General features: G+C 27.6%; 23 protein-coding genes and 1 tRNA gene. 17 read left to right on the top strand and 7 right to left on the bottom strand.

The window, feature by feature from the left end; all coding sequences use genetic code 11:
- Positions 1-200 precede the first annotated feature (200 nt).
- The gene (locus tag BM020_RS02005) at positions 201-1,370 is read right to left on the bottom strand and encodes an aldo/keto reductase (RefSeq protein ID WP_067145172.1); all 1,170 of its coding nucleotides are present in this window, start codon (positions 1,368-1,370) and stop codon (positions 201-203) included.
- Between the two features lie 341 nt (positions 1,371-1,711).
- Positions 1,712-1,821, bottom strand: a tRNA-Met gene (locus BM020_RS02000).
- A 255-nt stretch (positions 1,822-2,076) separates the two neighbouring features.
- On the opposite strand from BM020_RS02000, the gene ahcY reads away from it, so the two are divergent.
- Both ahcY and BM020_RS01990 read left to right on the top strand, forming a co-directional pair.
- Positions 2,077-3,327 carry an adenosylhomocysteinase gene (ahcY, locus tag BM020_RS01995; RefSeq protein ID WP_067145174.1) on the top strand — a complete coding sequence of 417 codons (1,251 nt, stop codon included), beginning with the start codon at positions 2,077-2,079 and terminating at the stop codon, positions 3,325-3,327.
- A 194-nt stretch (positions 3,328-3,521) separates the two neighbouring features.
- On the top strand, positions 3,522-4,187 hold the full coding sequence (locus BM020_RS01990) for a DUF2119 domain-containing protein (protein ID WP_067145176.1): 666 nt from the start codon (positions 3,522-3,524) through the stop codon (positions 4,185-4,187).
- Positions 4,188-4,254: 67 nt separating this feature from the next.
- Here the strand turns inward: BM020_RS01990 and fen are convergent, their stop codons facing one another.
- The 5 genes from fen to cyaB all read right to left on the bottom strand — a co-directional run bounded on the left by fen (position 4,255) and on the right by cyaB (position 9,454).
- Entirely contained in the window at positions 4,255-5,241 is a 987-nt protein-coding gene (gene fen, locus BM020_RS01985) for a flap endonuclease-1 (protein ID WP_067145178.1), read from the bottom strand.
- Positions 5,242-5,384: 143 nt separating this feature from the next.
- On the bottom strand, positions 5,385-5,951 hold the full coding sequence (locus tag BM020_RS01980) for a chorismate--pyruvate lyase family protein (RefSeq protein ID WP_067145180.1): 567 nt from the start codon (positions 5,949-5,951) through the stop codon (positions 5,385-5,387).
- A 131-nt stretch (positions 5,952-6,082) separates the two neighbouring features.
- A complete protein-coding gene (gene hacA, locus BM020_RS01975; RefSeq protein WP_074798013.1) occupies positions 6,083-7,336 on the bottom strand; it encodes a homoaconitase large subunit in 1,254 nt (417 codons plus the stop codon).
- 207 nt (positions 7,337-7,543) lie between these two features.
- Positions 7,544-8,722 (bottom strand): homocitrate synthase family protein, encoded by a 1,179-nt coding sequence (locus tag BM020_RS01970; RefSeq protein WP_067145184.1) that lies wholly within the window; start codon positions 8,720-8,722, stop codon positions 7,544-7,546.
- 183 nt (positions 8,723-8,905) lie between these two features.
- Positions 8,906-9,454, bottom strand: a complete 549-nt coding sequence (cyaB, locus tag BM020_RS01965; protein ID WP_067145186.1) for a class IV adenylate cyclase — start codon at positions 9,452-9,454, stop codon at positions 8,906-8,908.
- A gap of 354 nt (positions 9,455-9,808) precedes the next feature.
- Here cyaB and BM020_RS01960 point away from each other — a divergent pair, with 354 nt between their 5' ends.
- The 15 genes from BM020_RS01960 (at position 9,809) to BM020_RS01890 (ending at position 24,852) form a co-directional block, all read left to right on the top strand.
- On the top strand, positions 9,809-10,354 hold the full coding sequence (locus tag BM020_RS01960) for a TATA-box-binding protein (RefSeq protein ID WP_067145188.1): 546 nt from the start codon (positions 9,809-9,811) through the stop codon (positions 10,352-10,354).
- A 12-nt stretch (positions 10,355-10,366) separates the two neighbouring features.
- On the top strand, positions 10,367-12,145 hold the full coding sequence (serB, locus tag BM020_RS01955; protein WP_074798011.1) for a phosphoserine phosphatase SerB: 1,779 nt from the start codon (positions 10,367-10,369) through the stop codon (positions 12,143-12,145).
- Between the two features lie 491 nt (positions 12,146-12,636).
- Positions 12,637-12,975, top strand: a complete 339-nt coding sequence (locus BM020_RS01950; RefSeq protein ID WP_067145192.1) for a cupin domain-containing protein — start codon at positions 12,637-12,639, stop codon at positions 12,973-12,975.
- 447 nt (positions 12,976-13,422) lie between these two features.
- On the top strand, positions 13,423-13,614 hold the full coding sequence (locus BM020_RS01945) for a hypothetical protein (RefSeq protein ID WP_067145194.1): 192 nt from the start codon (positions 13,423-13,425) through the stop codon (positions 13,612-13,614).
- Between the two features lie 485 nt (positions 13,615-14,099).
- Positions 14,100-16,316, top strand: coding sequence for a DNA topoisomerase I (topA, locus tag BM020_RS01940; protein WP_067145196.1), 2,217 nt, complete (start codon positions 14,100-14,102; stop codon positions 16,314-16,316).
- Between the two features lie 528 nt (positions 16,317-16,844).
- Positions 16,845-19,559 (top strand): STT3 domain-containing protein, encoded by a 2,715-nt coding sequence (locus BM020_RS01935; protein WP_074798009.1) that lies wholly within the window; start codon positions 16,845-16,847, stop codon positions 19,557-19,559.
- A gap of 381 nt (positions 19,560-19,940) precedes the next feature.
- Entirely contained in the window at positions 19,941-21,035 is a 1,095-nt protein-coding gene (locus BM020_RS01930) for an OBG GTPase family GTP-binding protein (protein WP_067145199.1), read from the top strand.
- A gap of 34 nt (positions 21,036-21,069) precedes the next feature.
- A complete protein-coding gene (locus BM020_RS01925; protein ID WP_067145201.1) occupies positions 21,070-21,771 on the top strand; it encodes an adenylate kinase family protein in 702 nt (233 codons plus the stop codon).
- A gap of 288 nt (positions 21,772-22,059) precedes the next feature.
- Positions 22,060-22,431 carry a ribonuclease P protein component 4 gene (locus BM020_RS01920; protein WP_067145203.1) on the top strand — a complete coding sequence of 124 codons (372 nt, stop codon included), beginning with the start codon at positions 22,060-22,062 and terminating at the stop codon, positions 22,429-22,431.
- Positions 22,424-22,660, top strand: coding sequence for a YhbY family RNA-binding protein (locus BM020_RS01915; RefSeq protein WP_067148918.1), 237 nt, complete (start codon positions 22,424-22,426; stop codon positions 22,658-22,660). The genes BM020_RS01920 and BM020_RS01915 overlap by 8 nt, the downstream gene beginning before the upstream one ends.
- Before the next feature lie 81 nt (positions 22,661-22,741).
- On the top strand, positions 22,742-23,182 hold the full coding sequence (locus BM020_RS01910) for a 30S ribosomal protein S19e (RefSeq protein WP_067145205.1): 441 nt from the start codon (positions 22,742-22,744) through the stop codon (positions 23,180-23,182).
- A gap of 91 nt (positions 23,183-23,273) precedes the next feature.
- The gene (locus BM020_RS01905; RefSeq protein WP_067145207.1) at positions 23,274-23,639 is read left to right on the top strand and encodes a DNA-binding protein; all 366 of its coding nucleotides are present in this window, start codon (positions 23,274-23,276) and stop codon (positions 23,637-23,639) included.
- A gap of 21 nt (positions 23,640-23,660) precedes the next feature.
- Entirely contained in the window at positions 23,661-24,245 is a 585-nt protein-coding gene (locus tag BM020_RS01900; protein WP_067145209.1) for a DUF7411 family protein, read from the top strand.
- A gap of 178 nt (positions 24,246-24,423) precedes the next feature.
- Positions 24,424-24,579, top strand: a complete 156-nt coding sequence (locus BM020_RS01895) for a 50S ribosomal protein L39e (RefSeq protein ID WP_067145211.1) — start codon at positions 24,424-24,426, stop codon at positions 24,577-24,579.
- Between the two features lie 12 nt (positions 24,580-24,591).
- A complete protein-coding gene (locus BM020_RS01890) occupies positions 24,592-24,852 on the top strand; it encodes a 50S ribosomal protein L31e (RefSeq protein WP_067145213.1) in 261 nt (86 codons plus the stop codon).
- Positions 24,853-24,874 lie beyond the last annotated feature (22 nt).

Raw genomic sequence — 24,874 nt, 5'->3', positions numbered from 1 at the left:
TTTCCACCTTTTTTATATCTTATTTATATTATATATTTTAAGTCTCTTAATTAATATTTTATTATCATAATATTAACAGCTGTCATTTTTTATTATTTCTTTAATCTTTTTAATTTTTAGAAATAAGTGTATTTTTTAATTTTTAGAATTAAATGTATTTTTTTAATTTTTTTAAAATTAAACATTGATCTTTTTAATTTTTAGAAATAAGTGTATTTTTTACCAAAGAACTCTTCAACTTTCTTTAAATCTTCAGAAATATGAATCATTTGAGGGCAATGGTATAAACAGTCATCACAATGGAGACAACTATCTGCTCTTGTTCCACTTTCAAGTGAGAAATAATGCATTGCACTTCCTGCTGGGTTATTTAACATCTTTGCAACATTGTATTCTCTAAAACAACCAGCAACATCTACTCCATGAGGACATGGCATACAGTATTGACATCCAGTACAATCATTAGCTTTTCTTTGTTTATATTCCCAAGCTACCTCTTTAATTAATTCTAAATCATTTTCACTTATAGAATTTATTTCTGATTTATTGGCTATTTCTATATTTTCCTTTACCTGATTTAGAGAATTCATTCCACTTAAGACTGTATTAACCTCTTTCATATTCCAAAGGTATTGGAATGCCCATTCAAGAGGGGTTCTCTTTTCTTCAGCACTATCCCATAAATCTACAATATCTTGCGGTATATTTTGAACTAATCTTCCACCTCTAAGTGGTTCCATTATCATAGTACCTAAATTATTGGAAGATAAATATTCAACTCCTTCCCTTCCAGACTGATATCTCTCATCAAGATAGTTTAATTGGCTAAGAGCAAATTCAAACTTATCATAATCATCAAGAATATCTACTATCCAGTCCATCTCAGTGTGTGATGAGAATCCAATATGTTTTACTTTTCCAGAGCTTAAAAGTTCATCCATAAATTCAAAAACATTAAGTTCTCTATACATTTTCCAATAATCTTTATTAAGGCTATGTAACATATATAAATCAATAAAATCAGTTTTTAAATCTTTTAATTGGCTTTTGAAGATATTTTCCATATCTTTTTTTGATTTTATTAACCAACTAGGCAGTTTTGTACTTAAAAGAACTTCATCCCTATAAGAATTTTCATATAAAAAATTACCAAGATATTCTTCACATTTTCCTTTTCCAGCTAAATTAGATGCATGATAAGAATAAGCAGTGTCAATAAGGTTTATTCCATTTTCAATCCCATAACTTAAAATCTCATCAGATTTTTCAATATCAATTTGATCATTAGCTTTAAAATGAGGTAATCTCATTGCTCCAAATCCTAAAATAGAAACTTTCTCTCCAGTTTTTCCTAAAGTTCTATATTTCATTATATAACCTATAATATTAATTAAATTTTTAGTATTAATTTTTATTCAATATTCCAAATGTTGATTTTCAATATTTTAATATTAATTTTCTTAGTTAATATTATTTATTAATAAGTTTTAAAAAAAGTTATAGATTTTTAAAAATAGTTAAAACCTGTAACTATGGATAAAATTAAATAAAGTTAGATAAGATTAAAATTAAGTAAAGCTAGATAAAATTAAAATTAAGTAAAGTCATATAGAATTAAAATTAAGTAAAGCTAGATAAAACTAAAATTAAATAAAATTATATAAAAGCAGATAAAAAAAGTTATGATGTTATGATTCCTGGGATATATGGATGCCGGGGGCGGGATTCGAACCCGCGGTCTCACGGTATCCCAGGAAAAAAGTCAGAGCACGCTTTGATACCCTATGAGCCGTGCGCTCTAACCAGCTGAGCCACCCCGGCATCAGACAGTAATAAAAGTTTTATCTTTTATAGTTTATATATTTTTTGTTTGTTCCTGTGAAATATATTCCTTAGAATATGGTTTATTTTTATATTAAAAAAAATAATTCTCTATTTTTTTTTAAAATAATTTTATTTAGTTTTTACATTAATTTTTTATAAGACTTTTTTCATAAATTATAATTAATATAATAAATTATATGATATTTTCAATTTAAATTTTTAAATATATATTTAACTATTTATGTGATTATTATGAGTAATGTTAAAGATATGTCTCTTGCTAATGAAGGGATTAGAAAGATTAAATGGGTTCAAAAACATATGCCTGTTCTTGAACATATTAAGAAAGAATTTGAAGAAGAAAAACCCTTTGAAGGAATTACCATTGGTTCATGCTTACATTTAGAGCCTAAAACAGTTAATTTAGGGCTGACTTTGCAAGCTGGTGGTGCTGAGGTAGCTATGACTGGCTGTAACCCTCTTTCAACACATGATGATGCAGCAGCAGGTGCAGCTGCTCTCGGACTAAAGATTTATGGCTGGAGGGAACAGACAGATGAAGAGTACTATGAAGCTATTGATAATGTTTTATCTCACAAACCAGATGTGATTATTGATGATGGTGCAGATATGATTATGTATCTTCATGAAAAACGCAGAGAACTTTTAGGAAATATTAAAGGGGCATGTGAAGAAACTACCACAGGTGTACATAGATTAGAGGCTATGCATGCTGATGGTGTACTTAAATTCCCGGTTATTGCTGTAAATGACGCTTATACCAAATATTTATTTGATAATAGATATGGTACTGGCCAATCTTCATTAGATGCAATTATGGGAACTACTAATATGTTAATTGCAGGTAAAAATGTAGTTGTCTGTGGTTATGGCTGGTGTGGCCGCGGAGTTGCTTCAAGAGCTGCAGGACTTGGTGCAAATGTTATTGTAACTGAAGTAGATCCAATTAGAGCACTTGAGGCAAGAATGGATGGTTACAGAGTAATGAAAATTAGAGAAGCTGTTCAAATTGCTGATCTTGTAATTACTGTAACTGGTAATATTGATATTATTCATGGAGATGACTTTAAATACATGAAAGATGGATGTATGCTATCAAACTCCGGACATTTCAATGTTGAAATCAACAGACAAGATTTAGAAGCACAATCTGTAAGTGTTGAAGAAGTAAGGGAAAGTATTGAAATGTTTACGATGAAAGATGGCAGAAAAATCTATTTGCTTGCTGATGGAAGACTTGTAAACCTTGCAGCTGCTCGTGGTCAAGGGCATCCAGCTGAAATTATGGATATGAGCTTTGCTGTTCAAGCATTATCTGCTAAATATATTGTAGAAAATGATTTAAGTTTAAGTGTTGAAAAAGCTCCAGATGCTATTGATTATGATGTAGCAAGATTAAAACTTAAAGCTATGGGTATTGAAATCGATGATTTATCTGAGCGTCAAAAAGATTACTTATCTGATTGGAGAGAAGGTACATAATCTATTATCTTTAATCATTTAGTTTTTTATTTTTCTAGATTTTATTTAATTTTTTATTTTTAGTTTATTTTAGTTTTACTTTTATAACTATTCTTAATTTTTATTTTTAGTTTATTTTAGTTTTACTTTTATAACTATTCTTAATTTTTATTTTTAGTTTTATTTTAAGTTTAAAAATTTAATTAATTGATATTATGTCTTATTTTCACTATATAAATAATGGAAAAGGCCCTGTAAAATTGTTTATTGGAGGGGTTCATGGGGATGAAGGTAAAGATGTCCTACCTTTAATTAAACTTTTATCCTGTGATGATTTTTCCAGTGGGCAGATTTATATTTATAATTTTGATAAAACTCCTTATATTTCTACAATTAATAAAGAGTTTTACCAATCAGAACAAGGTAAGAAGATAATATCTCTAATTGATTATTATAAACCTGATTTCTATACAGAGCTCCATTCTTATAATATAAAGCACTTTGATAAATTAATTAGCTTAGAAAGACTGGATAGCCAAGGAATTCCACCACTAATCGATTGTGGCCAATATGTTTTATGTAGTTCTATTTCTCCTTTAATAAGGCTTAAATATTTCACTAAGGAAACTATATGCCAGACTTTAGAATTTCCCTCTTTTAGAGGAGAAGACTTAAAACTTAGTGATGAAGAATTATTTAAAAAATATAATTATAAAAAGGAATTATCAGCTCAAGAGTATATCTCTTTTTTAAGACTGATTACCTTAAGTAAAAATAGGGAAGATTTTGAAAGAAGAGTTTTAAAAGATTATAAAAGACAAGCAAGCCTTGCTTTAAAATATGTAAAAATGATTTATGGATTAAATTTTCCACCTTATTGAAAATAGCTTTTTAAATCAAATTGAAATTTTTAAATTTAATAACTAAAAAATAAATAAAGACAATCCTTTAAAACCAATCTTCTAAACTTTTTTGAGTTGAACTTAATTTTTTTAATTTTGCTGTAACATTTAAAACTCTATTTTCTGAAAATCCATGTTCTTCACACATAAATTCAGAGAGTTTTTCTCTGTTTACAGTTTTAAATTTAATTTTATAATCAGTATTTACTTCATGTTTAAGGAAAATATTTCTAAGTTCATCAGGTTCAACTGAAACTTCAGTTATTCCTTTTTGAACTAAAACATCTTCTAAAGTATTGTTTTTAATTAATTTAAGTCCAGTTTTTGCACCGATTCCATGAATCCCTTCGTTGAAATCGGTTCCTACCATTAATGCCACATCAATTAATTCTTCTCTTGTTAAGTTTAGTTCATTTAAAACTTTTTCAAGTTCTAAATATTCTAAATTAGATAATCCTCCACTTAATGTAAGGTTTCTAACAATACGTGGTGCTCCAAATAATAGACAGTCATAATCTTGTGAAGCCACTGCCCAGGCATCTCCCTGATTTACCATATAAGCTCCTTGAGCTTCACCTTCCCCTTTTGCTTGTACATAAGGAACTCCCATATATTCAAGTAGTTTTTTAGAAGATTCAATGATGTAGGGGGACATTCTAGAAGTTCTTATTGCAAATTTTCTAGCTTCTTCAATGTTTCCTGCAGCTTTAGCTTCTTCCCATTTTTCTAATGCCTCTTCTTTAATAGTTCTTCTTTTTTCAATAGTTTTTGCTTTGTGTTCAGAACTATCTCCATCAAAAACATATATTGGCTTTATTCCTTTATCAACTATTGCTGAGGTTCTATAAAGGATTCCACTTAAATGGGAAGTTACATTTCCGTTTTGATCCATAAGGGGACTTCCATCCCTTTGACGAATACCTGATAAGAATTGATAAATTGTATTGTATGCATCAATTGCAATAGTTCTACCTTCTAAATCTTTTAGACTAATTTCTTCTGGAGAAACTATCTCTTTAAATTTAACTCCCATATCATCCACCTTATGATTATATTTTATTTACATCAACAATTTATTTTTTATTTTATTATCAACCTTTATATGATTATTTTATGAAATAGAGCATTTGAGAAACATCTTTCATCTTTAGTTTAATATTGTTTATTTTTCATTATTTATATTTCAGTAAAATAATTTATTGGGAAGAATTCTTTAATCCACATTAGGATTTCACCATCTTTAATAATGGTATAATCTCTTGTTAAAAAATCTTCTTCAGTATTATAAAGCTCTTTAAGTTTAATAGATGCTTTTTCTATCTGAATGAGATTTATTTCTCTTCTAGATTCAATATTATATTTTTTTAAGATTCTTCCAATTGGAATATCTGCTCTAACTAAATCTTCTTTAATTTCCTTAGTTAATCTTTTTAAAGGTATATAAGAAACTGCATAAATTAAAGGCTGTTCATCTTTATGCATTATAATTTCTCTATAATTTACCTCATCACCTAGATCAACATTAACTAAAGAAGCGCTTTTCTCTGTTGCTTCTTCAAAATGTTGTTTTAATGTTTTTAAATCAATTTTTCCATGGAGAACATCAAGGATTGCTGTAATCGACCCGTCAGTTGTTAATAAAATTTTTTGTGTATTTGAAAATTTTTTATTATACTTCTTTTCAACTTCATTGATTTTTTCAATTAGTCTTAGATTAACATCATTATCGGTGGTTTTTACCATAATTTAATCACCTTTCGTGTTTATAAAATATATGAGTTTTAAGGAATTTAAAATCTTTTATAATTTATTTAAGTTTTAGGAATCTAGAAATCTTTTATAGGTTATTTGAGTTTTAGGAATCTAGAAATCTTTTATAAATTATCTGGGTTTTCAATAAATCCAGATATTGCAGATGCAGCAGCTACTCCTGCATTAGATAAATAGACTGATGAATTTGGATCTCCCATTCTGCCTTTAAAGTTTCTATTTGTAGAAGAGATACTTGTTTCTCCTTTTGATAAAACTCCTAAGTGCCCACCTAAACATGGACCACAACCTGGATTAGATACAATAGCTCCAGCATCTAAAAATGTTTTTATATATCCTAAATCCATAGATTGTTGATATATCTCTTTAGAAGCTGGGATAATGATTAATCTAACATCATCATGAACTTCTCTACCTTCAAGAATAGATGCAGCTTGTGCAAGGTCAGATAACCTTCCATTAGTACAAGATCCTATAAATCCTTGGTCTATATGGGTTCCAGCTACTTGTGATAATGGCTTAACATTATCTACATCATTAGGGCAAGCTATTTGAGCTTCCATGTCATCTACATTAAATAGATATTCTTTTTCATATATGGCATCTTTATCAGATTTAACTATGTTCAATTGGCTTTTTGATTTACCAGTTCTACTGCAAACATATTCGATAGTTTCTTTATTAGGTTCCATTATTCCGTTTTTAGCACCCATTTCTATTGCCATATTTGTCATAGTCATTCTGCTTTCTACAGATAGATTATCTATTGTTTCTCCACAAAATTCTGTACTTTTATAGCTAGCTCCAGCTATTCCAATTTCACCAATAATATTTAAAATTAAATCTTTTGAAGTAATTCCAGGTTTCAATTGTCCTTCTACTTCAATTTTAAAAGCTTCAGGAACCATAAACCATGTTTTTCCAGTGGCATAGACCATTGCCAAATCTGTAGCACCCATTCCAGTGGAAAATGCTCCAAATGCACCATAAGTACATGTATGTGAATCTGCACCAACTATGATTTTTCCAGGTTCAACATGTCCTTTTTCAGGAAGTACTTGATGACAAATTCCTTCTCCATGGGTGTAATGGTTTTTAATACCTTGAGCTTTAATAAAGTTTCTAGCAACTTTCTGAAACTCTGCAGAACCTATTGTATTTGCAGGTATATTATGGTCGAAAACAATTACTATCTTTTCATTATCCCATACTTTATCACTTATCTTTTCAAAGGTTTTTATAGCAGGAGGTGAAGTTCCATCATGTGACATAGCTAAATCAACATCTAATTCGATTATTTCACCAGGACTAACTTCATAACCTATTTTTTGAGATAATATTTTTTCTGAAATATTCAAATTTAATCTCCTAAAAATTTAATTATTTGCTTATTTTTTATTTTATTTTCTATTTTTATAATTTAATTTATTAGATTATAAACTTATTTATAATAATATAGTTTAAAACTCTAATTTAAAGTCACTTTAAAAATTTTATTAAATATTATTCACAAATCAAAATACTTAATTAAGTTAAGTATATAATTAAAAAAATAAATGTTGATATTATAAATCAACATAGTTAGCATCAATACCTCTTATGATATCTTTAAATACATCGTCGTTGATGTATTTTCCTTCTTCCCTGCTTTGTTTAACTCTTTTTACGATTTCACAGAGCTGGTCATCAGTTACTTTATATCCGCATTCATCAAGTTTTGCTTTAACTGCTCTACAACCAGAATGTTTTCCCAAGACTAACTGTCTTTTTTGACCAACAAGTTCAGGTAAGTAAGGTTCATAGGTAAGAGGCTCTTCAATAACTGCATCTACATGAATTCCAGACTCATGTCTAAATACATTTTTACCTACAATTGCTTTATTATATGGAATAGCTAATCCGGTTTTTTTAGATACTAATTCTGAAAGCTCTTGAATATATTTGGTTTTAAAACCTAAATCTTCACCATATAATAATTTTAAAGACATTATAAGTTCTTCAAGGGAAGCATTTCCAGCTCTTTCTCCAATACCATTAACGGTAGTTGAAACAGCACTGCCTCCAGCTAATAATCCATAAATGGAATTTATAACAGCTAATCCAAAGTCATTGTGACAATGCATAGCAATATCAACATCAGTTACTTTTCTAAGTTCTTTTATTAAAAATGTAATTCCTTGAGGAGTGATAGCTCCAACAGTATCTGCAATATGCACTCTATCTGCACCATAGCTTTCTGCTTTTGAGTAAATTCTTTTTAAGAAATCTAAATCAGTTCTTGTTGCATCTTCTGCTGAGAAGGCTACAAATAATCCATGATCTTTAGCATATTCAATAGATTTCATACAAATGTTTAAAGCTTCCTGTCTTTTAATATGCATTTTATGTTCTAAGTGAATATCTGAGGTTCCCATAAAAGTAATTATCCCATCGACATCACAGTCAAGAGCTATATCAATATCTTCAACTTTAGTTCTTGCTAAACATATGGTTTCAGCATTTAATCCTTCGTTAGCTATTGCTTTAACTGCAGCTGCTTCTGTATCTGAAACAATTGGAAAACCTGCCTCAATTTGATGAATTTTTAATTGATCAAGTTTTCTAGCTATTTCTAATTTATCTTCTTGTGAAAAGCATACACCTGGGGTTTGCTCTCCATCCCTTAAAGTTGTGTCGTAAATAGTAATATTTTTAGGGAATTCATATTCCTCTTCCTTGTTAAAAGGACTTGTATAATATTGCATTTTTTTCTCAACTCTTATCTATTTTCTCTTTTAAATATAGTTTTTTAATCTAAGTTTTCTTAGCTTAAATTTAGTATAATAGTTTATGTATTTCTTTTTTTTTATAAACTTTTTTATAGTTTTTTAAACTGTATTCATAAGTATTTTTCATAGATTTTAATTTAAAAATTTTTTAATTATTATCTAATTTTTCTCTAATTTTTCTAGCAATTCTAAATAGGATGTTCTTTCAAAACCATCTCTAATTCCTAATTTTTTAAATAGCTCAAATATACTATTTTGAGCTTCATAGTAGTCAGAATTATCTTCTAAACTTATTTCTATTTCCATATAAGGCTCTAGGCCATAAACATTATCTAAACTTATTTCATAATTTTCAAATTTATAGTATTCTCTATCCTTTACAACAGTTCTCACTTCTTTAAATCCTAAATTTTCAAATATTTTAATACATTTATGTCTATCTTCAATTTTCATTTCAACTTCTTCTCGTGTTTTACTTTTCTTATCTATTTTAGGGCCTTTATAAGTTATAAATAAATCATGATCTTCATCAGACTTTGTTTCTCTTATTCTTAATGCTTCATCAGTTTCTCTAAAATCTTTTACAGGGCTATTAAAATACCTATCCTCTTGATGTTCAGTTTTAATTTTAATAGCATTGATTTTACCTAGTTTTTCTCTTATTTCATCAAAGCTATTTATTTTAGCTTTTACTTCTACTTCAATCATATGAACAATCTCCCTATCTTTTTAAATTTTTTATTTGAATATTTTTATTTTCAAATTTCTAATCTTTATATTTGTTTCAAATACCTTTATAAATAATCTATGATTCACATCACTAATTCCAATTAAAATTTTTATTAATACTTAATAGATATAGAGTATTACTATTTATATTGTTTTTATCATTAAGTTTATATAGTATATAAAGGATATATTTTATTAGTAAAAATTTTATTAAAGAACTTATTAATTTTAACTGTTTTTTTATTGTCAATTTTTTTTATTTGTCAAAACTAAAATTATACTAATTTTTTAAAATATTTACTTACTTTTTTTAAATAATTTGGAGGTAATAAATTGACCGATGTTGATATAAAAATAGAAAACATTGTTGCTTCTGCAAGCATTGGCAAAGATATTGTACTTACTGATGTGGCTGAAGCATTAGAAGGCGTCGATTTTAACAGAGAACAGTTTCCAGGTTTAGTATTTAAACTTCAAGACCCTAAAACTGCTGCTTTAATTTTTAGTTCCGGTAAACTTGTATGTACTGGTGCTAAGTCTATCGATGATTCAAAGTTAGCTATTAAGAAAACTGTCGACCTTATGAGAACTATTGATACTGAAATTCCTCATGAGTTTGATATTAAAATTCAAAACATTGTTGCTTCTGCAAATTTACAATCAACATTAAATTTAGAAGCGGTTGCTTTGGAATTAGAAAATACTGAATATGAACCAGAACAATTTCCTGGTTTAGTATACCGTTTATCTGATCCTAAAGTTGTTTTATTATTATTCGGTTCCGGTAAAGTTGTTTGTACTGGTGCTAAAACCAAAAAAGACGCTAAGTTAGGTGTAGAAAATGCTAAAGCTAGACTTGGCGAATTGGACTTAATATAATTGGTGATATATTTGATTAAACTTGTAGTATTTGACTTAGATAATGTTATTATTGATGGTGAGGGCATAGATGAGATTGGAAAATTAGTAAATATTGAAGATCAAATTGCAACAATCACTGAGCAAGCTATGCAAGGTGATATAGACTTCGAAACATCCATTAAAAAAAGAGTAGGACTTCTTAAAGGAGCTTCTACTGAAGATATTAAGACATTAGCTAATGAAATGCCTCTGATGAAAGGTGCTAAAGAAGCTGTTTCTACTTTAAAAGAAAATGGCTTTGATGTAGCTATTATAAGTGGCAGTTTTGATATTATTGCTGATACTATTAAGGAAAAACTTAATGTGGATAATATATTCACAAATTCATTAGTTGAGAAAAATGGGATTTTAACTGGTGATGTAACAGGGCCATTGGTATCTGGTTCAAAATTAGATGTTCTATCTAAGTTCATTGAAGAGGCAGGATATTCTTTAGATGAATGTGTTGCTGTTGGAGATGGAGCTAATGATATTTCTATGATTGAATCTGCAGGATATGGGATTGCTTTCAATGCAAAACATGCTTTAAAAGAAAATGCAGACATTATTGTAGAAACCCGTGATTTGACTGATGTTTTAAATGTCATTATTTATTTAAACTCTGAAAACACTGAAGAAGGTGCTGACGTGGATAAAGAAGTTGCTGTAGAAACTGAAGTAGTTGAAACTACTGATGTAGTTGTTGAAAACCAAGAAGAAGAACAAGTTGCAGATGCAACTGAAGAAGTTGTTGAAGAAGTTGAAGAAGTTGTTGAAGAAGCTGAAGCTACTGAAGAACTTAAAGAAGCTGAAGAGCTAGTTGAAGAAGCTAGTGAGGAAGAAGCTGAAAGCGCTGAAGAAAAGCCTGTTAAAGAGTCAAAACCTAAGAAATCTAAAAAACCTAAAAATACTCTTCCTGAACCTGATTTTGATTTAGCTGACACTATTGAAGGTGTAAGAACTCAAAAAGATGAAAGAGAAGAACTTATTGCAAAAGTTGCAGATGAAAGAGAAGTCTTTAACAGAGAAGCTAAAGAACAACGTAAAATACGTGATGAATTAAATTCTGAATTAAAAGAAAACTTAGCTAAAGCTATTGAGTTTAGAAATCAGCGTAATGAAATCAACAAACAAGTTGAAGAAAACAAAAAAATACGTAATAAAGTTAATGAAGAAATTAAAAATCTCGAATGGTCTTCTGGTAAAAAAGATAAAATAAGGATTGAAACTGAAATCAAAAAAATTGATAAAATTATTGAAACCAGAGTTTTAGACATTAAAAAGGAAAATCAACTTGTTAAAAATGCAAATGATTTAAGAAAAGAACTTGCAGAAATTAAAGAAGACGATAAAGTTAAAGAAGAAGCTGCTGAACTCAAAAAGAAATCTGAAGAATACCATGCTAAAGTGGTTGAACTTTCAGAACAAGCGCAAGAAGCTCATGAACAAATGCTTTCTTACTTCAGAAAAACTGATGAAATCAGAACTGCTGCAGATGAAGCACATAAATTATTCATCCAAGCTAGAAAAAATGCTTCTGCTAAACATGAAGAATTTAAAGTTATTTTAAGTGAAATTCATGTAATTAATAAAAAATTAGGAAGCAGCAAAAATAGAAAACGCAGATTTGATAAGCCTAGTGGTTCTTCTAGCAATAAGAAAAATCGTGAAGAAAAAGAAAGAGCTGAAAGTATCTTTGATAAATTCAAAAATGGTAAAAAATTATCTACTGAAGAGCTTTTACTCTTACAAAAATACGATATTAATTAATTAAATTAAATTTTTAATTAATTTTTTCTTTTTTTATATTTCTTTTAACTTTTTATTTATTTTCTATTTATTTTAATTTCTTTTTATTCTATTTCTTTTAACTTTTTATTTATTTTCTATTTATTTTAATTTCTTTTTATTCTATTTCTTTTAACTTTTTATTTATTTTCTATTTCTTTTAATCTCTTTTTTTATTAGATTATTTAATTTTTAGCTATTTAGTAATTCATTAGAATTGAATTATGCTACTTTTTACCTTAATAAAGTTACAAAATATTTAAATATATGCTAAAGGCTAGTTTAATTATATAATAATAAAATTAATTTATGATTATTTTATTAAATTATTTTATTAAATTAGTTTATTAAATTATTTTATTAAATTAAATTATTTTATTAAATTAAATTTTAAATTAAATATATGGGTAAATTTCCAATCAAAAATATATTAGTAGATTCATTTTTTAATAAAATAAATATATGGTGGTAATATGAAAATTATTGAAGTAGCTAATGTAGAATCTGCTCCAAATCCTCATGGAGTTGATGCACGTAAGATATATGATACAGATAATGCATTAACTGTTCATATGACTATAAAACCAGGCCAATCTTTAAAAAAACATATGACTCCTGTTGATGTATTTTTCTATGTACTTGAAGGAGAAGGAATTGTTGAAATTGGAGATGAAAAAGAGAAAGTCAAAAAGGACACTATAATAGACAGTCCTGCTAAAGTACCACATACTTGGTATAATGAAAGTGATAAAAATCTTAGAATATTAGTTGTAAAAGTTCCAAAACCTAAAGAATCTACAAGACTATTATAATATAGCTCTAGAGATAAATTTTTTAGCTGTATGCTATGAATTTTTTAAACCAACTTTCCTAGAATGAACTGTTATTATGATTTTATAATATTTTTTTCAAAAATATTTTTCATCTGTTAATGTTTAATAAAATTAAAGCCTTATATCTTTTTTAATAGACTTCTAGAATTACTTTTAATTGATAATTCTAGAGGTAAAACTTTTTGAATTTTTTTTAATATTTTGAAGTTTTTTGCAATCTAGCTGAAAATCTAATAAATTAACCAATATATCAATATTTTTATCTATCACTTTCTATTCTTGTTCTGAAATTTTAGGTTTTTTATAATCTTTTCAATTAAATAAGTTAATTTAATATAATAGTTAAATCTTAGTTTACTATAATTAAAGAGGAATGTTCTTTTAATAATAAAATTATAGTTGATAATAAAATTTTAGAGGGATATTATGGCCGATGAAGAAAATCACATTGATATTGAAAATAATGAAGAAAAGATTGAAGTATGTTACACTTGTGGTAAAGAGTTTGATATGAATTCTGATGAAGGGGCTCATTATCACTATGGAAAATATCCTATGTGTGGCTATTGCACTAATTTCTTTGGTTTTTATAATGAAGAGATGATGGGTAAAAAATAGAGTAAAAATATTTTTTTCTTTATTTTTATTTTAAATCTGATTTTTCTTCATGTCTTTAGTTTTTTTATTATTTTATTAATTTTTTAATTAAATTTTAATTTTTAACTTTTTATTCATTTTTATTTTTATTTTTTAATAGAATATTCTTCTTAAAAGGACAGCCTTTAATAATCGAAAACATTAAATAATATGTTTAAGTATAAAGTATTTATAATTTTAAATGATTTTTAAAATAATTTTTGATATTTTTTAAATTCATTTTTTTAAAAGTTTAAACAAATTGTATATTAAATATGAATGTTAAGATTAAACAAAATATGAAATGTTATGATTAAACAAATTGTATATTAAATATGAAAAATGTTTATTCCAGATATCTATTTAAATGTTTATATAATATAATCATTATGCAAATGTTAATTTTGTAAAATTTGTTTAAATTTAGTTTATTTATTATTTTATAATTTTTATTATTATGTGATAATATGCATGAAGTGATTATTTCAGAAAAACCGAAATCTGCTGAGAAGATAGCAAAGGCCCTCTCTTCAAAGGCCCAAAAGAAAAAATATGCTAGGAAGATAAATTATTGGGAATTTGAAGAAGATGGTAAAAAGACTACTGTTTTATCTGCAGTGGGACATTTATATTCTTTAACATCTGCCAGTTCAAGTGATAGATTAGGCTTTGATTTAACTTGGGTTCCAGCATATGAAGTAGATAAAAATAGTGCATATGTTAGAGATTATGTTTATGCAATAAAAAAACTCTCTAGAGATGCAGATAAATTTGTTCATGCTTGTGATTATGATATAGAGGGAACATTAATAGGATATAATGCTTTAAAATATGCTTGTGGTAATAATGCTGAAGCAAAGGCATCTCGTATGAAATTTTCAACATTAACTAAAAAGGATATTGTAGAAGCTTATAATAACATGATTGATATTGATCCTCACCAAGTAGATAGTGGTATTGCAAGGCATATGTTAGATTATTACTTTGGTATGAATATTTCTTCAGCTTTAATGAAAGCAGTGCTATCTTCTTCTTCAAGTCGTATAAGTTTATCTGCAGGACGTGTTCAAACTCCTACATTATCTATTTTGGTAGATAGAGAAAAAGAAATTCAAGCATTTGTACCAGAGCCTTATTGGCAAATTAAAGCTAAGTCTGATTTTGACATTATAGCAAATCATGTGGAAGATAAAATCTTTGATGAAAAAAGAGCTAAAAGAATATTTGATGAATGCCAAGGTGCTGATGCAACTGTAACTAATGTTAATGTTAGAGAAACTATTAGAAAGCCCCCTATCCCATTTAATTTAGGTGGCTTGCAATCTGAAGCACATACTGTATTTGGATTTTCTCCTAAAAGGACTCAAGTTGCAGCTCAGAATTTGTATGTTGGAGGATATACCTCTTATCCACGTACATCATCTCAAAAACTTCCTGAATCATTAGGATTTAAAGAAATTTTTGCAGGACTTTCTAAAGATGAAGAGTTTAAAAAACATGTTTTCGATTTACCTTCAAAGTTAAAGCCAAATGAAGGTAAAAAAGAAGATGCAGCACACCCTGCTATTCACCCAACTGGAGCATTGCCATCTAATTTATCTCCTGATGAGGAAAAAATCTATCGTTTAATTGTTTATAGATTTATAAGTGTTTTCTCTGAAGATTCTAAATTAGAAACTATGAAAGTTAATTTAAATGTTAACAATGAAAAATTTATATTTTCAAGAAAAAGAGTTTCTTATGAAGGATGGCTAAAACATTATCCCTTTAAAAAACAAGAAGCTGATGAGTTTCCTCCACTTAAAAAAGGAGATTTCCTTAAAATTCATAAGATTATTTCAGAAGAAAAGGAAACTAAGCCTCCAGCAAGATATAATGAGGCATCTCTTATTAAAGAATTAGAAAAGAGAGAGCTTGGAACAAAGGCCACTCGTGCAGATATTATTGCAAAATTATATGATAGAAAGTATATCGATGGTAAAAAGATTGAAGTTAAACCATTAGGTGTTCATATAATAGACACTTTAAAACAATACTGTAAAAATTTAACTAGTGAAGAATTGACTCGTGAATTTGAAAAAGAGCTAGATAGTTTATCTGCCGATAAGATTACAAAAGAAGAAATTCTTGCTAATGGTGAAAAGGAAGTTGAATCAATTCTTAAAGACATTAACAATAACCAAAAGGAAATTGGTTCAAAACTTTATGAATCTTATCAACAGTCTAATATTGTTGGAGACTGTTCTTGTGGTGGAAAATTAGTTAAAAAATATTCTAGAAGAACTAAACAGAGCTTTATTGGTTGTTCTAAGTTTCCTCAATGTAGAAATACTTATTCCTTACCTAAAAATACTAATATTTTAAAATCTAAATGTCCAACTTGTGGCTTGCCTATGATTTCTATAAAGAAAAAAGGCCAAAAAGGACGTGAACATGTTTGCCTTGATCCAAATTGTGGTAAAGATTTAAGTAAAAGACGTGCACCTGAAGTTGTTGGTAAATGTCCAGAATGTGGTAAAGATTTATTAAAACGTTCCGGTAGATATGGTGACTTTGTAGGATGCAGTGGTTTTCCAAAATGCAGATTCACTTGTAATGTAAAAGACTTAGAAAATTTGGAAAAAGAAAAAACAGATTCTAAAGAGAATAAGTCAAAACAAATGGTTAAAGTAAAATCTAAATAATTTTGCTTTCTTTTATTTTTTATTTTTTTATTTTTTATTATTTTTAGGTATTTTTCTTAAACTTATTTTTTATTTTTTTATTTTTTATTATTTTTAGGTATTTTTCTTAAACTTATTTTTTATTTTTTGCTAATTGTTTAATGTTTTTCATATATCTTTAAAATTTATTCGATTTGTATTTTTTTGCATAGATTATTAGAAAATTATATATGTATATAAAATGTATATTTAATTATTGTTAAATTTAAATTGATTTTTATTAATATAATTTTAAGAATTATATGTCAAATATTAAGTTTAATAATTTTAAATTTTAATAATTGTCATTTACAATATATTTTAAAATATATTTTGATAATTTGTTATTACAAGTCTTATGATGTTGTTTTATGAATTAAGATATTTTAAGCATGTATGTTTAAGAAATTTCTTAAGATATTTCAATATTTATCTTTTCATAATATGATAACATATGGACTATAAATTATATATTCGAATATTAATTTGTAAAATCTACGAGGATTTTTTATGGAAAATCAGAAAGTTAAAACAATATTAAAATCTGTGGTTATCATAGCAATATTGTTTGTTTTAGTTTTTGCTCTTAGGGCTCAATCAGCTGATATTAATGGAGTTCCTAATCAACTTAAAGCAAATTATATGGATGCTGATGGTCTTCCTTATTTCAGTGAAATGGACTCATACTTTAACTTAAGGATGACTCAAGATTATATGGATCATGGATACTTTGGTGATACTTTAGTAAATGGCTCTGGTTGGGATATGCATTCCTACTATCCATCAGGAAGGGAAGTAGGTTCCTATCAGCCGATGATTGCATATGTAACCTCTGCATTATATGGAATAATTAATATTTTCCAAGATATGTCTATCGTTGAAGTTGCATTTTGGACTGGTGCATTTATCTCATCATTTGCTGTAATTCCCGTTTACATATTTACAAGAAGAATTACTAATGATTATGGTGCAATTGCAGCTGCTTTAATTGTAGCTTTAGGACCTAATTATATTTCACACACATTTGCAGGATTTTTCGATACAGATATGTTTAACATAATCTTACCATTATTCTTTATACTATTCTTTGTTGAAGCTGTAAAAAGTGATAAATTTGCTCATAGGATAATATTCTCAATATTATCTGTTCTTTCTATTGGGCTTTATTCTCTTTCATGGACTGGGTTCATGTTTTACCCAGCAGTAATGATATTGGTTATGATAGTGTTCTTTGTATTATGTTTCTATCTTAATATTGAGGTTGTTGAACCATTTAAGAATTATAGTAATAAGCTAAAATGGCTGATTAATCAAAAAGAATTATTTTCAGTGATATTTATTATAATTTTAGCTATTATTGGATTATTAATCACTGTTGGAATTGATGGTATTTTAGCAGCTATATCTGGTCTTACTGGCGGGTTCTCTCTCCAATCTGCAGCTAATGATGTATGGCCTAATGTATATATTTCTGTTGCAGAAATGCAAATTCCTAATCTTTTATCTGGAGGCCTTCCAGGAGCATTTTTAGCAAATACTAATGGTATCGTTAACGGTATTGGTGGGATAGTTGCTTTATTTGGTGTATTATTTGTATTGTTCACCTTTGTTCAAAGATTGCTTAGATTGAAATCTGTTAAAATTAAAGGCGATTCATCTAAACCACATAAATCTAAACGTAAAGCTACTTCTTTAAGAAAAGAACAAGACAGATTTAGAATTACCCTTAAGGACATTGGTTCTTTTGGTTCAAGTGATGAAATTAATAGAAGTAAACGTCTTAATGTACTTTACTTAAGTTTATTCCTTGTATGGATTCTTGCTTCTGCAGCTGCAGTAACTCAAGGTACAAGGTTTATTCAGGTATTAGTTGTTCCTATGGGTATTTGTGCAGGTATCTTTGTAGGATATGCTGCAGACTATGTAAAAGCTAATATTGAAAGTGATAGAATTTTATTATTAATAGCTTTTGTATGCTCTTTCTTAATTGCATTCCCAATCACTCAGATTGTCTATGGTCTTGAAAATGCTTTAATGATAGGTTCAATTGTATTTGTAGTTCTTTTAGCAATTTCTGGAATATTAATATATGTTAAAAAGTCTATTAGGGACTCTGATGTATCAATTAAAAAAACATTAGTTGTTCTATTGATAACTTTAGCTTTAATATCTCCAACTGTTTGTGGTGCTTATCAAACTACTGCATCTACTGTTCCAGGTTCAAGTGACCCTATGTGGAATGCTATGGACTTTGTTAAAGAAAACTCTACTAATGATACAGTTATTATTTCTTGGTGGGACTTTGGTTACCTATTCCAAATTGCCTCTGATCGTCCAACTGCTTTTGATGGAGGTTCACAGTCAGGAGACCGTGCATTCTGGGTAGGTAAAGCATTAACTACATCTGATTTGGCCCAATCTAAGGGAATCTTACAGATGTTGGGTACTACTGGTAGTAATGCTTCTGATTTATTATGTGATTACACTGGAAGTAATGTAACTGCAGTTGAGGCATTGGATAAAACTTTAGGAATGAGTAAAGCTAATGCAAAGTCAACTTTAATTAAAGATTATAATTTAACAGAAAAACAAGCTAGTGCTGTTGTAAAACAATCACATCCATCTAATCCAAATAATATCTCCTTTGTTTTAAGTTCAGATATGATTCAAAAAGCTGGATGGTGGTCTTACTTCGGTTCATGGAACTTCGATACATTAAATAGTACAAACTATCAATATTACATGGCTTCAAATTATGTTAAAATTAAACCTAATTCTCAAGGTAGTATAAATGTTTTAAACGATAGTGGTATTGAATATAATGCCATTATCAAAAGAGGAGCTAATGGTACTAATGAAACTACTGCTCAAATGACTGCTGTTTGGTCAAATAATGGTAGTAAAGTTGATGTAAACGGTACTGAATATAATCCTCTTAAAGCAAGCAATCTTATTGCTATTGAAAACAATTATTTAACTGTAAATAAAACCTTAGATAAAAAGGCTAATTATACATTGTATCTTATAGGTTCTGAAAATGAATATACTGCTATATTAATGGATAATGAACTTAAAGATTCAGTCTTTACTAGGTTATTCTTATTAGGTGGTATGGGTCAAGATACATTTGTATTAAGTAACATGCAAGAGGGTGTTTCTGTTTGGACTATTAATGATGCAGCTTCAAGTTCAGATAACTCAGATACTAATACAACAGATACATAAAGTTATGTATAAAATTTAAATTAAGTTATTGATTGTAAGTTAAACTTATCTTAATTTTTACTTATAATTTTTATAACTTTTCTTTTTTTATTTTTTAGTTTAAGCTAGTTAATTTTTTGATATTTTTTTATTTTTAGATATTTTTTAATTTAACCTATCTATTTTTTATTCATTCTATTCTATTTTTACCACATATTTTATATGTTAAAAATACAAAACTTATACTATAATAAAATATTATACATTTTAAATATTTTTTAACTAAATTATAAAATATTAAATTATTTAGAATATTTTTAATTTTTAACTAAATTATAAAATATTAAATTATTTAGAATATTTTTAATTCTTATTTCGTAATAAATTTTTATTGGGGAGTTTATGTCTATAGAAGAAAAAATAAAATCTATTGAAGAGGAAATTCAAAAGACACCTTATAATAAAGCTACTTCTCATCATATAGGTAAATTAAAGGCTAAGATTTCTAAACTTAAAGAAGAACAAATCAAAAGAAGTAGTGGTGGATCTAAAGGTGAAGGATTCCACATTAAAAAAAGTGGAGATGCTACAGCGGTTTTAGTAGGTTTCCCATCTGTAGGTAAATCTACATTACTTAATGAATTGACTAATGCTGAAAGTAAAGTTGGAGCTTATCAATTTACTACTTTAGAGATTATTCCTGGAGTTATGGAATACAATAATGCTCAAATCCAAATTTTTGACATTCCTGGAATTATTACTGGTGCTGCTGGAGGTAAAGGTAGAGGTAAAGAGATTTTATCAGTAGCAAGAACTGCAGATTTAATTATTGTAGTATTAGATACCCTTAATCCACAACATTTAACTGTTATTTTAAAAGAACTTAGAAATATTGGTGTAAGGCCAAATGAAACTAAACCTGATGTTAGAATTAAAAAAACACGTAAAGGTGGAGTTAATGTTTCAACAACAGCTCCTTTAACTTATTTGGATGAAAAAACTATTAGGTCTATTATCAATGAGTATGGGATTCATAATGCTGATGTTTTATTCAGAGATGATGTAACAATTGACCAGTTTATTGATGTAATTGAAGATAATAAATCCTATGTTCCAATGATGATTTTATTAAATAAAGTGGATTTAGTTGATATTGATTATTTAAAAGAAATTCAAAAAGAAATTCCTGAATTTATACCAATTTCTGCTGATAAAAAACTTAATATTAATACTCTTAAAGAAGAAATATTTAATCATGTAGATTTGATAAGAGTTTATTTAAAGCCACAAGGTAGAAAAGCAGATATGGAAGATCCTTTAGTTATTAGGAGAGGGTCTTCAGTTATTGATGCATGTAGCAAACTTCATAGAGAGTTTGTTAAGAATTTTAGACATGCAAAGATTTGGGGAACTTCTGTTAAATTCCCTGGTCAAAAGGTAGGTCCAGATCATGTCTTAGAAGACGAAGATGTTTTACGTATTATTTTAAAGAAATGATTTTTTTTTTTATTTTGTTTTTATAGGGTTAATTATGTCTATTTTAAATGATTTATCAAAAGATATGGTGATTTTTATATCAGGTACTCCTTGTACTGGTAAAACAACTGTTGCTAGTGAATTAAACGATTATTTATCTAATAATGGGGTTAATTCAAAATTTATTAAAATAAATGATTTTGCACTTGAAAACAATCTGGTTTTAGGTGAAGATCCTGATAAATTTTATAAAGTTGTTGATATTGATAAATTAAATGATTGTCTTAATAAAGAAATTAAGACTTTTTTAGGTAATAGAAATCAAAATGATGATATTATCATTAAGCAAAATGATGATATTAATATCAATCAAAGTAATGATATTAATATTGATATTAATCAAAATAATATGAATATTAATCAAAATAAAATATCTATTCTTATTGTAGAAGGTCATTTATCTCATCTTTGTGAAGGTGCAGATAAAATGATTGTTCTTCGTTTAAATCCAAGTATCCTTAGAGGAAGACTTGAAGAAAGGAATTATACAGAATCTAAAATTCAAGAAAATCTAGAAGCAGAAGCATTGGCAGTTTGCTCAGCTGAGGCTTATGATATTTATGGTGAAAAAACTAATGAAATAGATGTAAGTGATAAATCAATTGAAGAAATTCGTGATTTGATATTGTATATTGTATCTGATAATTCAGACTGTCCTATTGGTTCTATTGATTTTATGGAATGGTTTTTAAATTAATTAAATCACCATTATCATTAAAGATAGAAAGAATTTTTCTATCTCCACCATCAAATTTTTACTTTTTTTATGCTGTTTTTATTATAATATATTATAATAATAGAAAAGCTTTTTAAATAGAAAAAACATAACTTATCTTAATATTCTTCTTGTGCTATATGGTATAAGAATATTTATTTTATTACTTTTTATTTTAAATTGCTTAAAATGTTATTTATCTTTTTAATTCAATTTTATTTAAGTAATGCTTTATTTTAGTAAGTTATACTTTGTATGAGAGGGGTATCTTTGACTAGAGGAAAAAAACCAAATTGGATGATTGAAATAGCTAAAGAACGAATGGATATTCTTTTTAATCGTGCAGAAAAAGAATATAAAGAGCATCCTGAAAGAGCTCACCGTTATGTTGAATTGGCTCGAAAAATTTCAAAAAAATATAATACAAAGATTCCTCAAGTCTGGGGACGAAGATATTGTAAAAATTGTTACAAGTTTTTAGTTCCAGGTCACAACTGCACTGTCCGGCTAATTAATAACGAAATTAATATTTTTTGTAGTGAGTGTGGCTATATTATGAAAATTCCTTACATCAGGGAAAAAAAATTAAAAAGGAGAGCTAAAATTGACTCTTACACTTTCAAAAAAAGAGATTATGAATGAAGCTCGTTCCGCTATGACAATAAATATTGGAAAAGCTGGTGTTAATGACAATGTTATTGAAGAGATTAAACGTCAGTTAAAATCCAATCCTATTATTAAATTACGATTTGCTAAAAACGTTGCAAGAAATAAAGATGATTTGATTAGCAACATTGTTGAAGGCACTAAATCCCAACTTATTGACGTTAGAGGAAATGTTGCTGTTATTTATAAAAAACAATCTAATTAGATTATTCACTTAGAGTTACAGACACCAGTCTTAGGTGAATAAGAAAGCTAAATTATAAACATATTAATTGGAGAAAATTATATGACAACTGTATTTGATGTTCCTGCAGAGTTATTAATTAATACTGTTGCAGATGAATTTAAAGATAATAATGATAAAATTATTGCCCCTGAATGGACAAAACTCGTTAAAACTGGTGTTCACAAAGAAAGAAAACCAGAAAACATCGACTGGTGGTATGTAAGATGTGCTTCTATCTTAAGAAGAGTTTATATTGATGGACCAGTTGGTGTTAGAAGTTTAAGAACCTTCTACGGTGGTAAAAAAGATAGAGGAGTTAATCCTGAAAAATTCAGAAAAGGCAGCGGCTCTATTGTAAGAGTAGCTTTACATCAATTAGAAGATGCAGGCTATGTAGAAAAAGTCGATGCTGGAAGAATTATTACTCCAGAAGGTAGATCTTTCTTAGATAATACTTCTGCTGAATTAATTAAAGATATTCCAGAACTTTCAAAATATTAAGTAAAATTTTTTAATTAGAATTAATCATTGAATATATTTGATGATTGATTCAATGGAAATAATTTAAATTAATGGAGATGGAGATTTTATAATGAGTGAACTTGATGAATTACGTAAAAAACGTATGGCTGAATTACAAAAACAAGCTGCTATGAATGCTGACCCGCAACAAATGGATCAACAACAATTAGCTCAGCAACAAATGGCTCAACAAAGGCAACAAGAAATGCAAGATCAGTTAAAACAAGCTATGAGACAAATTTTAACTCCTGAAGCTCGTGGAAGATTAGATAATCTTAGATTAACTAAGCCTGAGTTAGTTCAACAAATTGAAATTCAATTACTTCAATCAGCTCAAGCAGGTTCTCTTAGAGGAAAAGTAACTGATGAACAACTTAAAGTTTTACTTAAAAATCTTATAGGTCAAAAAAGAGAAATTAACATTACAAGAAGATAATCGACTATTTGTTTTGGTAAAATGAAAGCTTGTGTTCTTTATAGTGGTGGTAAAGACAGCTCATTAATGGGGATTATTCTTAATCAATTAGGATTTGATGTTGAACTTGTCACTGCTAACTTTGGTGTTTATGATTCATTCATTCCAGCAGCAAAATCTGCAGAATCTATTGGTTTAAAACATAAAGTTTTAAATTTAGATATTTCTATTTTAGAAAAAGCTGTAGACATCATTATGGAAGATGGATTTCCTAATGATGGAATAAAATATCTTCATGAAGCTGTTGTTGAAGAGGTAGCAAATCATTACGATTTTGTTGCTGATGGAACAAGAAGAGATGATAAAACTCCTAAACTTAATAGAAATCAAATTAGAAGTTTAGAAGATAGAAAAGATATCCAATACATGAATCTAGATAGTTTTGGTTATAAAACTATTAAATATCTTGTTAATAATCTTTTTGAATTAAAACATGAGAAAAGTAATAGAGATACAAGTTCGGATTATGAGGTTGAAATTCGCTGTTTAATTGATAAAAAAGGAGAAAATTCCTCTTTAATCTTTCCAGAACATTATCAAACTAATGTAGTTGGTTTAAAGAAGTAATGAACAATATTGCTTTCATTGATCTTTTATGAATTGTTTGATTTGTTATTATTGACCTTTTATGAATTGCTTAATTTGTTCTTATTGATCTTTTATGGATCAGCTTAATTATTAATCTTTTATGAATTAGTTTAATTATTTTTCAAAATATCAAATTTATTATATTCGCGGTGAAACAATGAGTAGAAATAAACCATTAGCTAAAAAATTAAGAATGGCTAAAGCTAATAAACAAAACAGAAGAATCCCTATATGGGCTTATTCTAAAACTCAACGTAAATTAAGATACAGACCTAAACCTAGACATTGGAGAAGAAATGATCTTAAAATATAGGGGTTGTTTAATATGGCAGAAGAATTAGAAAGAACTTATGTTATTCCACTTAGAAAAGTTAAAAATGTAAAAAGAACTATCAGAGCTCCTAGAGCTATCAGAGAAGTTCAAAGCTTTTTAATGAAACATATGAAAGCAGAAGAAGTTAAACTTGATGCTTCTATTAATGAATTTATTTGGGAAAGAGGAATTCAAAAAATTCCCTCTAAAGTAAAAGTAAATGCTGTAAAAGATGAGGAAGGTATTGTTAAAGCAACTTTAGCAGAAAACTAATTTTGCTTATAGCTATTTTTAA

This window comes from Methanobrevibacter olleyae, assembly GCF_900114585.1.
GTDB lineage: Archaea > Methanobacteriota > Methanobacteria > Methanobacteriales > Methanobacteriaceae > Methanobrevibacter > Methanobrevibacter olleyae.
Note: the sequence above shows the minus strand (reverse complement) of the source record. Positions and strands in the feature narration are given on the sequence as shown.

Bases quoted from the DNA above. Each gene is read 5' to 3' on its own strand.
- BM020_RS01970 (WP_067145184.1), bottom strand. From the start codon at position 8,722: ATGCAATATTATACAAGTCCTTTTAACAAGGAAGAGGAATATGAATTC.
- BM020_RS01950 (WP_067145192.1), top strand. From the start codon at position 12,637: ATGAAAATTATTGAAGTAGCTAATGTAGAATCTGCTCCAAATCCTCAT.
- BM020_RS01980 (WP_067145180.1), bottom strand. From the start codon at position 5,951: ATGGTAAAAACCACCGATAATGATGTTAATCTAAGACTAATTGAAAAA.
- BM020_RS02005 (WP_067145172.1), bottom strand. From the start codon at position 1,370: ATGAAATATAGAACTTTAGGAAAAACTGGAGAGAAAGTTTCTATTTTA.
- BM020_RS01895 (WP_067145211.1), top strand. From the start codon at position 24,424: ATGAGTAGAAATAAACCATTAGCTAAAAAATTAAGAATGGCTAAAGCT.
- BM020_RS01910 (WP_067145205.1), top strand. From the start codon at position 22,742: ATGACAACTGTATTTGATGTTCCTGCAGAGTTATTAATTAATACTGTT.
- BM020_RS01945 (WP_067145194.1), top strand. From the start codon at position 13,423: ATGGCCGATGAAGAAAATCACATTGATATTGAAAATAATGAAGAAAAG.
- BM020_RS01915 (WP_067148918.1), top strand. From the start codon at position 22,424: ATGAATGAAGCTCGTTCCGCTATGACAATAAATATTGGAAAAGCTGGT.
- cyaB (WP_067145186.1), bottom strand. From the start codon at position 9,454: ATGATTGAAGTAGAAGTAAAAGCTAAAATAAATAGCTTTGATGAAATA.
- topA (WP_067145196.1), top strand. From the start codon at position 14,100: ATGCATGAAGTGATTATTTCAGAAAAACCGAAATCTGCTGAGAAGATA.
- BM020_RS01925 (WP_067145201.1), top strand. From the start codon at position 21,070: ATGTCTATTTTAAATGATTTATCAAAAGATATGGTGATTTTTATATCA.
- BM020_RS01935 (WP_074798009.1), top strand. From the start codon at position 16,845: ATGGAAAATCAGAAAGTTAAAACAATATTAAAATCTGTGGTTATCATA.
- BM020_RS01930 (WP_067145199.1), top strand. From the start codon at position 19,941: ATGTCTATAGAAGAAAAAATAAAATCTATTGAAGAGGAAATTCAAAAG.
- BM020_RS01990 (WP_067145176.1), top strand. From the start codon at position 3,522: ATGTCTTATTTTCACTATATAAATAATGGAAAAGGCCCTGTAAAATTG.
- BM020_RS01905 (WP_067145207.1), top strand. From the start codon at position 23,274: ATGAGTGAACTTGATGAATTACGTAAAAAACGTATGGCTGAATTACAA.
- BM020_RS01900 (WP_067145209.1), top strand. From the start codon at position 23,661: ATGAAAGCTTGTGTTCTTTATAGTGGTGGTAAAGACAGCTCATTAATG.
- BM020_RS01890 (WP_067145213.1), top strand. From the start codon at position 24,592: ATGGCAGAAGAATTAGAAAGAACTTATGTTATTCCACTTAGAAAAGTT.
- ahcY (WP_067145174.1), top strand. From the start codon at position 2,077: ATGAGTAATGTTAAAGATATGTCTCTTGCTAATGAAGGGATTAGAAAG.
- fen (WP_067145178.1), bottom strand. From the start codon at position 5,241: ATGGGAGTTAAATTTAAAGAGATAGTTTCTCCAGAAGAAATTAGTCTA.